A 12,001-nucleotide genomic window follows, 5' to 3' on the forward strand; every position below is an offset into this window, starting at 1 on the left:
TTCGCTTGAGACTCAAGTGTCTTGGGAAAGATCGCAGCCTCGTTGCACTCGTCAGCTCCTACACAGCTCCTACAGGCGCAGCCCAGCGGGAGCAAGCTCCCTCGCCACAGATGTCTACTTTTTCTCAGGTGTTTTCTGATGGGCTCAGGACTGTCCGCAACTCCACAGCTCCACCGTCGGTTGGCCCGCCGTAGGCGGCCCCAACCAATGACTCATCGGCTGGCAACCCCCGTCGAAACACAATTGATAATCCCCGGCCTGGGGCGTGCGCCCCAGTTTCAGCGGTTGCAGGGGTGGCATCTGGAGCCGATAGTGCCAACTGCCATTTTCCAGCCGGGCATTGTCGGGAATCTCCATGCCCGCGCCGTTGCCCTTGACCCTGGCCTCACCCAGGACCAGGCCCTGCTCACTGACGCGATAGTCTTCCTCCCAGCGGATCTTCTCGATGGTGTGGTTCCACGCCAGGGTGAAATCGGTCACGGCCAGCTGGGCCCAGACCACGCCGGACAGGCCCAGGCACAGCCCGATCACGCCAAGGCCCGTCCGCTACGTCGCGCGCGCCAAACATGCTGGAAGATCAGCAGCCCACCGAGCACGAAGCCAATCTCATCGGTCAGGGGCAGGGCAACCACCAGTAACGCGCCAGCGGCGAAGCACAGCAGGCGTTCCCACACCGGCATTTTCTGTTGCATATAACCGGTGGAGGCCATCCCCCAGAGCCCGATGGCCAACAACGTCTTGACCAGCATGTACGCGGTCATCCACAGGTTGTCGCCCTGGAGCATCAAGGCCGGGTTATAGACCGTCATGAACGGGATGACGAAACCGGCGAGGGCGATGCGCACCGCCCAGAAGCTGATCTTCAGGCCACTTTCCCGGGCAATGGGCGCGGCGGCGAAACACGCCAGTGCCACCGGTGGCGTCAGGTCGGCGAGGATGCCGAAATAGAACACGAACATGTGCGACACGATCAGCGGCACGCCCAGTTCCAGCAGGGCCGGCGCGGCGATGGAACTGGTGATGATGTAGTTGGGAATGGTCGGGATGCCCATGCCCAGCACCAGGCAGGTGAGCATGGTCAGCAGCAGCGACAGGAACAGGTTGTCCTTGCCGATCGCCAGGATGTAACCGGCGAAGGTGGACGCCACGCCCGTCAGCGACACCACGGCGATGATGGTGCCGACCAAGGCGCAGGCGATCCCCACCGGAACGGCGTGACGGGCACCGTCCACCAATGCGTGCAGGCAGATGACCAGGGTTTCCCGCGTGCCTTGCATGAACCAGCAGGCCACCACCAGCAGCCCGATCACCGCGAACACGATGCCGATGCCCATCCTGAAGAATCCGACGCACAGAATGCCCAGCGCGACCCAGAAGGCGCAGCGCAAGGCGTAGCTCGAGACTTTGAGAATGATCGCCGAACCGAGAATCACGATGGCCGTCAGCGCCAGCCCGACCATGCCGGAGAACAGCGGCGTGCGTCCGGAAAACAGCAGATAGACCAGCACCCCCAGCGGGATCAGCAGGAACCAGCTCTCCTTGACCGCGCCCCACGCGCTGGGGCATTGGTCCTTGGGCAGGCCTTTGAGGTTGGAGCGCTTGGCTTCCAGGTGAACCATCCAGAATACCGAGCCGAAGTACAAGCACGCCGGTATCAGCGCGGCCTTGGCGATTTCCACGAACGGCACGTTGATGGTCTCGGCCATGATGAACGCCACCGCGCCCATCACGGGTGGCATGATCTGGCTGCCCATGCTCGACGTTGCTTCCACGCCGCCGGCAAACGCCGCCTTGTAGCCAAAGCGTTTCATCAGCGGGATGGTGAACTGCCCGGTCGTCACCACGTTGGCGATGCCCGAGCCGGTGATGGTGCCCATCAGCGCCGACGACACCACCGACACCTTTGCCGGACCGCCCAGCTTGTGACCGAACAGGCCCATGGCGAAATCGGTGAATAGCTTGATCATGCCGGCCTTTTCCAGGAAGGCGCCAAACAGGATGAACAGGAAAATGTAGGTGGCCGACACATAGGTCGGCGTGCCGTAGAGCCCTTCGGTGCCGAAGGACAATTGATTGACCAGTTGATCGACACCGTAGCCGCGATGGGCCAGGTCGCCTGGCAGGTGTTCGCCGAACAGGCCATAGGCCAGGAACAGGCCGCAGATGATCGGCAAGGCAATGCCCATCACCCGCCGCGCCGCCTCGAACACCAGCACGATCAGGATGACCCCGATGACCATGTCGGCAGTCGTCAGGTCGCCGGAACGCTGGATCAGGTCGGCCTCGAACACCCATTGATAGAGCGCCGTTGCCATTCCCGCCAGGCCCAACGCCCAGGCCAGGGGTTGCCAGGGTCGTTGCTTGCCATGGGCGGGGTAGCTGAGGAACACCACCCACAGCAGAAAGCCCACATGCACCGCCCGCAGCACAATGCTGGAAACCGGTGAAAAGGCTGCCGTGATGATTTGAAAGATGGAAAACAGCAACGCCACGTAGAACAGTGTCTTGGGCCAGTCCCGCGGGTCCGTGGCGATGCCGTGCTGGTCTTCACTCATGAAATGCCTGCCTGTTGTCGACGTGCGGAGGTGGAACGCAATGCTGCAACGGCGGCGTGCGCCGTTGCAGGCCAGGGGCTATAGCGCGCCCACTTCCTTGTAGTAGCGCTCGGCACCGGGGTGGAGCGCGATGGGCAGGTTTTTCGCGGCGTTTTTCAGGTTGATGTCCTTGGCCGCCGAATGGGAAGTGCCCAGGCGGGCGAGGTTGTCGAACAGCAGCTTGGTCATCTGATAGGCCACTTCGTCCGGGACGTCCGCGCGGGTCACCAGAATATTGGTGATGGCCACGGTGGGCACGGCCTCGGCCTGGCCATCGTAGGTGTTGGCGGGGATCATCGCGCCCTGATAGGCCGGGTTGCCGATTTTCTGTACCACGTCGGTGGGAATCGACACGTAATTCAACTTCATCGTCGACGCCAGGTCACGAATGGCCGCCATGCCCAGGCCGGAGGATTGCAGGGTGGCGTCCAGTTGCCGGTTCTTGATCAGGTCGACCGATTCGGCGAACGGCAGGTACTGGACCTTCATGTCGTTGTAGGTCAGCCCCGCCGCCTTGAAGATCGCCCGGGCGTTGAGCTCGGTGCCGGATTTCGCCGCGCCCACGGAAACGGTCTTGCCCTTGAGGTCCGCCAGGGTCTTGATCCCCGATTCCTCGCTGGCAACGATCTGGATGTAATTGGGGTACGCGCCGGCAATCGCCCGCAGCTTGGTCAGCGGTGCCTTGAAGCCGGCATCCTCCACGCCGTTTTTCGCGTCGGCCACCGAGTCCCCCAAGGCCAGCGCCAACTCACCGCGCCCGGCTTGCAGCAGGTTCAGGTTTTCCACCGACGCCTTGGTGGCCTGGACCGACGTCTTGGAACCTTCGATGCCGCTGCTGTAGATCTGTGAAAGCCCGACCCCGATCGGGTAATAAACCCCGCTGGTGCCCCCGGTCAGGATATTGATAAACACTGGGGGAGCCGCGTGAGCGGTGGTGGTGACCGCCAAGGCTGCCGCGGCGGCCAGGAGGGTGAAGCGCTTGTTGACTCGCATGGGAAACTCTCCGTCTTGTTATGGCTTTATGCAGAGTCCTTCCACTGTAGTTCAAACGGGGGCGGAGGCGAGTCGAGCCGTGGTCAGGAGATTTTTGTGGAGAGGGGATTTATCCCCGCTGGGCCGCGAAGCGGCCCCATCAATGAACAACCCAATCAAAATGACACACCGGAGCATCAGGTTTTAGGTCCGCTTCGCGGCCCAGCGGGGATAAATCCCCTCGCCACAGGTTCCCGGTCACGCCAAGGGCGCTGTACTGCCACGTACCGTCAATTTAAACGGCAACACCACATGCTGTTCGGCAATCGGCTTCTTCTCGATCAAGGCAATCAGCATCTGCACCGCCTTTTGACCAAACGCTTCGGCAGGCTGGGAAATGGTGGTCAGGGGCGGGTCGCAGTAGGCGGCGAATGGGATGTCGTCAAAGCCCACCAGGGAAATATCCTCGGGCACCCGCAGGCCCATTTGCTTGATGCGCCGGAGCGCGCCGATGGCCATTTCGTCGTTTTCACAGAACAGCGCGCTGGGGCGGTCGGCCAACGCCAGCATCGCGCCGGCACCGTCGTCACCGGCCTTCAAGGTGAAGTCGCCATGGCAGATCAGGCTGGGGTCGACGGCGATGCCGGCCTGGTCCAGGGCATCCTGATATCCGGCCACGCGGTCCAGGGTCAGCGGGCTGCTGCGCGGGCCCTTGATGATGCCGATGCGGCGGTGGCCGAGGCCGAGCAGGTGCTCGGTCATGGCTTGGGCGGCGGCGCGGTTGTCGAGGCTGATGGTCGGGTAGGGGGCACCCTTGACCACTTCACAGGCGTTGACCAGTGGCAGGCTTTCAGCGCCTGTGGGCATCGATTCGTAAGGATCGCTGGCGCGCAGCTGGATCACCCCGTCCGCCTGGTGGGCATAGACCAGGGCGGCGAACTCCCGCTCGATCTCCACCCGGCCCTGGGTGTCGCACAGCAGCAATCGGTAGCCCGCCGCCTGCGCGGCCTGCTGCGCGCCACTGATGACCCGGGCGAAAAACGTGTTGGCGATGGCCGGCACCAGAATCACCAGGTTGCCGGTACGTCGGGAGCGAAATTGCACCGCCATCAGGTTGGGCCGGTAGCCGGCCTGTTCCACGGCCGCGTTGACCTTGTCCCGGGTCTCGGGAAGCACCCGCTCGGGGGATTTCAGCGTTCTGGACACCGTGGCCACCGAAACACCCGCCAGCCGGGCCACTTCACGAATGTTGGACAAAATCACCTCGGGGAACAGGGGTACGGTGGGGGAGCTTACCGCAGGTTGGGCGCCTGACAAATGTTCAGGTGTGAACCCGTTGGGTTTGACACGGAGGGAAACTGAGCCTAGATTTCCGCCATAATGTAACCGGTTACATCATCATCCTGACAGGAAGAGAATCGCGATGAATCCTGTAGCACCGAAAATAAGAATGGGCTTCGTCGGCGGTGGAGAGGGCGCGTTCATCGGCCAGGCCCATCGTCAGGCGGCGGGCCTGGATGGCGGTTTCGAGCTGGTGTGCGGCGCGTTTAGCCGCGACCCTCACAACACCCGGCAAACCGGCGCGGCCCTGGGCCTGACGGCGTCGCGTTGCTACCACGACTGGCAGCAGATGCTCGACACCGAAGCGCTGCTGCCGCTTGACCAGCGCATGGAACTGCTGGTGATCGTCACGCCCAATCACCTTCACGCACCCATTGCCAGCCAGGCCTTGAAAGCCGGTTTTCATGTGTTCAGCGAGAAGCCCGCCGCCCTGGACCTCAAGGAGTTGCTCGCCCTCAAGCAAGTGCTGCAAGGCAGCCGTTGCCTCTACGGCCTGGCCCACACCTACCTGGGCTACCCCATGGTGTGGCAGGCCCGGGACATGGTGCGTTCGGGTGTGATCGGCGCGGTGCGCAAAGTGCTGGTCGAATATCCCCAAGGCTGGCTCAGCCAGGATGTCGCCGCCCAGGGCAACAAACAGGCTGAGTGGCGTGACGACCCCTCGCAGTCCGGCCTGGGCGGGTGCATCGGTGACATCGGCACCCATGCGTTTTCCCTGGCCGAGTTCGTCGCCGACCAACCCATCCAGCAGCTGTGCGTGGCGTTGGGCACGCACGTTCCGGGCCGGCAGTTGGACGACGACGCGGCGATGCTGTTCAAGATGGCGGGCGGTGCCAGCGGTGTGTTGATCGCCAGCCAAGTCTGCACCGGCGAAGAGAACCCGCTGAAGATTCGCGTCTACGGCGACAAGGGCGCCTTGGAGTGGCGCCAGGAAGAACCGGCGAGCCTGATCCATCGCGCCTTCGACCAACCCTTGCGCATCCTGCGCAGCGGTGTCGGCCAGCCGTGGCTGTGCGAGGCGGCTCAACGTCGCATGCGTCTGCCGGCCGGGCATCCCGAGGGTTACCTGGAAGCCATGGCCAACCTCTATGGCGATTTCGCCCAGGCCATTCGCAGCCATGCCGAAGGCCCTGACGCCCCAGGCGTACCCGGCATCGAGACCGGTTTGCGGGGCATGGCGTTCATCGAGGCCGCGATCCTCAACCACCGCGGCGAGGCGAAATGGACCACCGTGCAAACTGGAGCATCCTTGTTGTGAATACCCCCGACCCAACACCGAGCGGCTTGCGCGGCCCAGGCATTTTCCTGGCGCAGTTCATGTCCGCCGAGGCCCCGTTCGACACCCTGGCCAACATTGCCCAGTGGGCCGCTTCGCAAGGCTACAAAGCCATTCAAGTGCCGACCTCGGGCACGCAATACATCGACCTGGCCCGGGCCGCCGAGTGCCAGGACTATTGCGATGAACTCAGGACCACCTGTGCCCAGGCCGGTGTGGCGATCAGCGAGTTATCGACGCACCTGCAAGGCCAATTGGTGGCGGTGCACCCGGCGTTCGACGCGCTGTTCGATGACTTCGCCCCGGCCCATGTGCGTGGCCAGCCCCAAGCGCGGACCGAGTGGGCAATCGAGCAACTCAAGCTGGCCGCCCGCGCCAGCCAGCGTCTCGGCCTGAAGGCCCATGCGACGTTTTCCGGTGCGCTGTTGTGGCCCTATGTCTATCCGTGGCCGCAACGCCCGGCGGGTTTGGTGGAGCAGGGCTTTGCCGAACTGGCCCGGCGCTGGTTGCCGATTCTCGATTGCTTCGACGCGGCGGGGGTGGACCTGTGCTACGAAATCCACCCCGGCGAAGACCTCCACGACGGGGCCTCGTTCGAGCGCTTCCTGGAGGCGGTGGATCATCACCCACGGGCGGCGATTCTCTACGACCCCAGCCATCTGCTGCTGCAACAGATGGACTACCTGGGTTTCATCGATCGCTACCACGAACGCATCCGCATGTTTCACGTCAAGGACGCCGAATTTCGCCCCGATGCCCGTTCCGGGGTGTACGGCGGTTACCAGGGCTGGGTCGATCGCCCCGGGCGGTTCCGTTCATTGGGTGACGGCCAGATCGATTTCAAATCGATCTTCAGCAAGCTGACCCAATACGACTTCAGCGGTTGGGCGGTCCTGGAATGGGAGTGTTGCCTGAAGGATTCGCAACAGGGGGCTGCTGAAGGGGCGGCGTTTATCCAGCGGCACATGATCAGCAAGACCGGCAAGGCGTTCGACGATTTCGCCAGCGTCACGGCGGATGAGGACTCCAATCGGCGGTTGTTGGGTTTGCTTAGATAGCCGCCCAAAGCAAACCCCCCGTGGCGAGGGAGCTTGCTCCCGCTGGGCTGCGAAGCGGCCCCAAACAGGCTGGCGCGGTTTTCCAGGAACACCGCGTCAGGAGGTTTTACGACTGCTTCGCAGCCGAGCGGGAGCAAGCTCCCTCGCCACAAAAGCAGGCCATAAAAAGCAAGCCACAAGCGCTGTGCAAGCTTTTCATTTTCACAAGAAAAACAATAAAACGGTGACTGTCATGACCACGATGAATGCACGCCTGAGCGTGATGATGTTCCTGCAATTCTTTATCTGGGGCGGCTGGTTCGTCACCCTCGGCACCTTTCTGTCCAGCACCCTGGGCGCCAGCGGTGGGCAGATCGGCATGGCCTTCTCCACGCAATCGTGGGGGGCGATCATTGCGCCGTTCGTCATTGGCCTGATCGCCGACCGCTTCTTCAACGCCGAACGGATCCTGGCGGTGCTGCACCTGCTCGGCGCGGTGTTGCTGTATCAGCTGTATTCGGCGGCGGATTTCAGCGTGTTCTACCCGTATGTGCTGGTGTACATGGTGGTCTACATGCCAACGCTGGCCCTGGTCAATTCCGTGGCGTTCCGGCAGATGCGCGACCCGGCGCTGGAGTTCTCTCGCATCCGGGTGTGGGGCACCATTGGCTGGATCGTCGCCGGTGTGGTGATCAGCTTCGTGTTCGCCTGGGATTCGCGCGATGCGATCGCGGCTGGCGGCTTGCGCAATACGTTCCTGATGGCCGCCATCGCATCCCTGGTCCTCGGGCTCTACAGCTTCACGCTGCCGGCCACGGCACCGCTCAAGGAACAGGCCAGCGCTGGGGGCGTCAAGCAACTGCTGGGGCTGGATGCGTTGGGGCTGTTGAAGGATCGCAGCTACCTGGTGTTTTTCATCGCCTCGATCCTGATCTGCATTCCCCTGGCGTTCTATTACCAGAATGCCAACCCGTTCCTGGCCGAAACCGGCATGACCAACCCCACGGCGAAGATGGCCATCGGGCAGGTCTCGGAAGTGTTGTTCATGCTGCTGTTGCCGCTGTTCATCCAGCGCTTCGGCATCAAGTTGGCGCTGCTGGTGGGCATGCTGGCGTGGGCGTTGCGCTACGTATTGTTTGCCTACGGCAATAACGGCGACCTGGCGTTCATGCTGTTCACCGGCATTGCCCTGCACGGCATCTGCTACGACTTCTTTTTTGTCTCGGGGCAGATCTACACCGACGCCAAGGCACCGGAGCGCTTCCGCAGCTCGGCCCAGGGCCTGATTACCTTGGCGACTTATGGTGTGGGGATGCTGATCGGTTTCTGGGTGGCGGGGCAGGTGACCGATCACTTTGTCGTGGCCGGTGGGCATGACTGGCAGAGCATCTGGCTGTTCCCGGCCGGTTTTGCGCTGCTGGTGTTGGTCGGCTTTGTGTTTACCTTCCGTGGCCAGCAGGCAATCGCTGCGCCATCAAAGGCCTGAAGCAGGGCTGGGCGCCAGTCATTTGTGACTGGCGCTCAGTTTGGTGTAGGTCACTTTCCCGCCTTCATTGGAATAGCCCTTGTTATCCAAGGTGTAGACGCCGGCCTTGAAATAGAAGTTGTAGCCTTGCCAGGACTTGTCCAACTTCACCTGTTTACCGCTCTTGCCGATCAGCACCGAGAGCTGGCCTTGCTTGTCCATTTGCAACGTATACGAGAAGGATTTGTTCAACGGCACCTTGGGCACGGTGAAGATCACCGGGCTTTTCTTGTCCTTGGGCTTGAACCGATATTCCACGTCGATATTGCCGATGCCCTTTTCGTAGCGGTACACCAGTTTCAACAAGGGCGTCGGCGCATCCTTGGCGTGAATCTGCGCCACCACCACACGGCCTTCGGAAGGCACCTGGTTCACCGACAGCTCGCCCTTGAGGGTGTTGATGCCGCTGTTGTAGCGCCAGTTGAGGTGTTTCCCGTCCCGGCTGGTTTCCCGCAGTTCGGAACGCGGGTATTGGCTGTTACCGGTATGGGAGCCGGTCACGGGCGCCCAGAAGATGATCCTCTGGCCGTTATTGTCGAAATACTTGTTCTTCAAGGTCGGCATGGCTTTGGTCGCCACGACCTGCGCCGGCGTTTGCACCGGCAGGGTTACGCTCCAGACAGTCACGTCAATCATATGAAAACCTCCAACGGGAGCGGCCGTTACCTGGCGGCCGTCAAGACAAAGAACGGCCTTCCGTGGCGTAGTTTTCATGTTATCGACGAGGGTCTGTTTCGCTGGAGGCGCACCTGACGGATGGCTCTGCGATGAGCCTTTCGGGCACTGAATTGGGCGGATTATGGTGTGTCAATTTATTACTGATCGGTTAGAGTACGCGCCGCCCGAGAGACGGATCCCGGGCGTCTTCCCATGGAGCGTCAAATGAATCACATCAGTAAAGTCATCGCGTGCGCAGTGTTCGGCCTGGCCCTGGCGGGTTGCACCGGCACCCCGATGAAAACCCAGCAGTACGACAGCACCCAATACACCGTTGTCGGCCACAGTGAAGCCAAGGCCACCGGCCTGCTGCTGTTCGGCCTGATCCCGATCCAGCAGAACAACCGTTTCGTGCGCGCCCAGACCGCCGCGATCAAGGCCAAGGGCGGCGACGCCATGATCAACACCCAAGTCCAGGAAAACTGGTTCTGGGCCTGGGTCCTGACCGGCTACACCACCTCGGTGTCCGGTGACGTGGTCAAGCTGAAAAGCGTTCAGTAACACCCAAGCGTTAAAGGTAAGCGTGCTTACCCGTGGCGAGGGAGCTTGCTCCCGCTGGGGCGCGCAGCGGCCCCGTTTTTTGCGGTCGCTGCGCAACCGAGCGGGAGCAAGCTCCCTCGCCACAACAGCCCGATCATGCCCGATCCTCTGTCAGCGTCCGCCCACCACCATCTGCGTGAACGGCTCGACATACGCCTGCAACGTCACCAGCCCGCCCACCAGGATCGCCAAGACCACCGAGTGGAAAAACACGTAGCGCAGGATTTCGCCTTCGTGGCCGTACCAACGTGTCGCGGTGGAGGCGACCACGATCGACTGGGCGTCGACCATTTTGCCCATCACCCCACCAGAACTGTTGGCCGCGGCCATCAGCACCGGGCTAATGCCCAACTGTTCCGCCGTCACCCGTTGCAAACCGCCGAACAACACGTTGGACGCCGTGTCCGAACCGGTCAGCGCCACGCCGAGCCAGCCCAGCAGGGTGCCGAACATCGGATAGAAAATGCCCGTGGCGGCGAAAGCAAGGCCCATGGTCGCGTCCAGGCCTGAATAACGCGTGAGGAACCCCAGCGCCAACATCGCCACGATGGTGATCAGCGAGTAGCGCACCACCCACAGCGTGCGCAGGTAGTGGCGCACCAGTTGCGGGATGGAGTAGCCCATCAGCAAGCCACCGAGAATCGCCGCCAGGAAGATGCCGCTGCCCGTGGCGGTGAACCAGTTGAACTTGTAGACCGCTTCCTCGGTTTTCGGCTGCGGGACCACGGGCGGGACTTTTTCGATCTGCTGGTGGATGGTGCCGAAGGTCACCAGTGGCGAGAAGATCGGGTTGGCCTCGCGCATCGGCTTGCCTTGGGGGTCGAGCTTGGCCGATTGGGTTTGCGGGTCCAGTGCCGGGCGGGTGTCGAACAGATTCTTGAAGCCCTGGGTGCCCCAGGCGAAGACGAATACCGTGAGGATGATCCAGGGCATCCAGGCACGCAGCACGGCGGGGCGGTTGTCGCTGCCGAAAGCGCCGGTGGTGACCGGTTGCTGCTGCTCGCTCGCGTCGATCTTGGAGTCATCGTGGCGCCCCGTCAACGCCGCGGACGTATGCACCGTGGCTGGCTTCCAGACCTTGAGGAAACCGGTGAGGCAGGCCATGGAAATCAACGCGGCGATGACATCCACCAGCATCGGCCCGTGGTAGTTGGACACCAGGAACTGCGGGATGGCGAAGCTGACGCCGGCCACCAGGATCGCCGGCCAGACCTCCAGCATCTTGCGCCACCCGGCGAAGGCCCAGATCAACCAGAACGGCACCAGCACCGAGAAAAACGGCAACTGCCGACCGACCATCATCGACAATTCCATTTCATCCAGCCCGGTGACTTTGGCCAGGGTGATGATGGGCGTGCCGAGGGCGCCGAACGCCACCGGCGCGGTGTTGGCGATCAGTGCCAGGCCCGAGGCGGCCAAGGGAGAAAACCCCAGCCCGATCAGGATCGCACCGGTCACCGCCACCGGCGTGCCGAAGCCCGCCGCGCCTTCGAAGAACGCGCCAAAACAAAAGGCGATCAGCAGCAGTTGCAGGCGCCGGTCGTCGGTGATGCGCGCGAGGGAGTCCTGCAGGACCTTGAACGAACCGTTTTCGGTGGTCAGCCGGTGCAGGAAAATGATGTTGAGGACAATCCAGCCGATGGGCAGCAGGCCGTTGGCCGCGCCATACAACGCCGCCGAACCGGCCATGTCGGCCGGCATGCCGAAGGCGAAGATCGCGATCAGCAAGGCCGAGGCCAGGGCGTACAACGCCGCCAGGTGCGCCTTGACATGAAAGAACGCCAGGGACGCCAGCATCACCACCACCGGAACCGCCGCCAGGAGCGTCGACAGCACCGCATTACCGAAGGGATCGTAGACTTGTTGCCAGACCATGTTCCACCTCTGCTTTTTATTGTTGGAAGTGCAGGCCCCGGGGGGATTGGCAGAGAAGTATAGGCGGGGATTTGTTAAGCGATTGCCAGGCAAACCCCTGTGGCGAGGGAGCTTGCTCCCGCTG

Annotated in this window: 10 protein-coding genes; 4 read left to right on the forward strand and 6 right to left on the reverse strand. The window is 62.4% G+C overall.

Annotated elements, in window-relative coordinates:
• Nucleotides 1-144 precede the first annotated feature (144 nt).
• The 4 genes from ACIPQ1_RS01555 to ACIPQ1_RS01570 form a co-directional block, all read right to left on the reverse strand.
• A complete protein-coding gene (locus ACIPQ1_RS01555) occupies nt 145-531 on the reverse strand; it encodes a DUF1850 domain-containing protein (protein ID WP_446533435.1) in 387 nt (128 codons plus the stop codon).
• Nucleotides 528-2,555 carry a TRAP transporter permease gene (locus ACIPQ1_RS01560; protein ID WP_446533436.1) on the reverse strand — a complete coding sequence of 676 codons (2,028 nt, stop codon included), beginning with the start codon at nt 2,553-2,555 and terminating at the stop codon, nt 528-530. Before ACIPQ1_RS01560 ends, ACIPQ1_RS01555 begins: the two co-directional genes overlap by 4 nt.
• 78 nt (nt 2,556-2,633) lie before the next feature.
• Nucleotides 2,634-3,587 carry a TAXI family TRAP transporter solute-binding subunit gene (locus tag ACIPQ1_RS01565; RefSeq protein WP_446533437.1) on the reverse strand — a complete coding sequence of 318 codons (954 nt, stop codon included), beginning with the start codon at nt 3,585-3,587 and terminating at the stop codon, nt 2,634-2,636.
• Between the two features lie 237 nt (nt 3,588-3,824).
• Nucleotides 3,825-4,823: a LacI family DNA-binding transcriptional regulator gene (locus ACIPQ1_RS01570; RefSeq protein ID WP_446533438.1), complete on the reverse strand. Its 999-nt coding sequence runs from the start codon at nt 4,821-4,823 to the stop codon at nt 3,825-3,827.
• A gap of 166 nt (nt 4,824-4,989) precedes the next feature.
• On the opposite strand from ACIPQ1_RS01570, the gene ACIPQ1_RS01575 reads away from it, so the two are divergent.
• From ACIPQ1_RS01575 to ACIPQ1_RS01585, 3 genes are all read left to right on the forward strand, one after another.
• Nucleotides 4,990-6,165: a Gfo/Idh/MocA family protein gene (locus ACIPQ1_RS01575; protein ID WP_411387127.1), complete on the forward strand. Its 1,176-nt coding sequence runs from the start codon at nt 4,990-4,992 to the stop codon at nt 6,163-6,165.
• A complete protein-coding gene (locus tag ACIPQ1_RS01580; protein ID WP_411387128.1) occupies nt 6,129-7,241 on the forward strand; it encodes a sugar phosphate isomerase/epimerase family protein in 1,113 nt (370 codons plus the stop codon). The genes ACIPQ1_RS01575 and ACIPQ1_RS01580 overlap by 37 nt, the downstream gene beginning before the upstream one ends.
• Nucleotides 7,242-7,473: 232 nt before the next feature.
• Nucleotides 7,474-8,706: a nucleoside permease gene (locus ACIPQ1_RS01585; protein WP_250962964.1), complete on the forward strand. Its 1,233-nt coding sequence runs from the start codon at nt 7,474-7,476 to the stop codon at nt 8,704-8,706.
• An 18-nt stretch (nt 8,707-8,724) separates the two neighbouring features.
• On the opposite strand, the gene ACIPQ1_RS01590 is transcribed toward ACIPQ1_RS01585, so the two are convergent.
• The gene (locus ACIPQ1_RS01590; protein WP_250962963.1) at nt 8,725-9,381 is read right to left on the reverse strand and encodes a polysaccharide lyase family 7 protein; all 657 of its coding nucleotides are present in this window, start codon (nt 9,379-9,381) and stop codon (nt 8,725-8,727) included.
• Nucleotides 9,382-9,627: 246 nt separating this feature from the next.
• Here ACIPQ1_RS01590 and ACIPQ1_RS01595 point away from each other — a divergent pair, with 246 nt between their 5' ends.
• Nucleotides 9,628-9,963: a hypothetical protein gene (locus tag ACIPQ1_RS01595; RefSeq protein ID WP_446533439.1), complete on the forward strand. Its 336-nt coding sequence runs from the start codon at nt 9,628-9,630 to the stop codon at nt 9,961-9,963.
• A 150-nt stretch (nt 9,964-10,113) separates the two neighbouring features.
• Here the strand turns inward: ACIPQ1_RS01595 and ACIPQ1_RS01600 are convergent, their stop codons facing one another.
• Nucleotides 10,114-11,877 carry an L-lactate permease gene (locus ACIPQ1_RS01600; RefSeq protein ID WP_446533440.1) on the reverse strand — a complete coding sequence of 588 codons (1,764 nt, stop codon included), beginning with the start codon at nt 11,875-11,877 and terminating at the stop codon, nt 10,114-10,116.
• Between the last annotated feature and the right edge of the window lie 124 nt (nt 11,878-12,001).

It is taken from the genome of Pseudomonas sp. LARHCG127 (genome assembly GCF_052871455.1).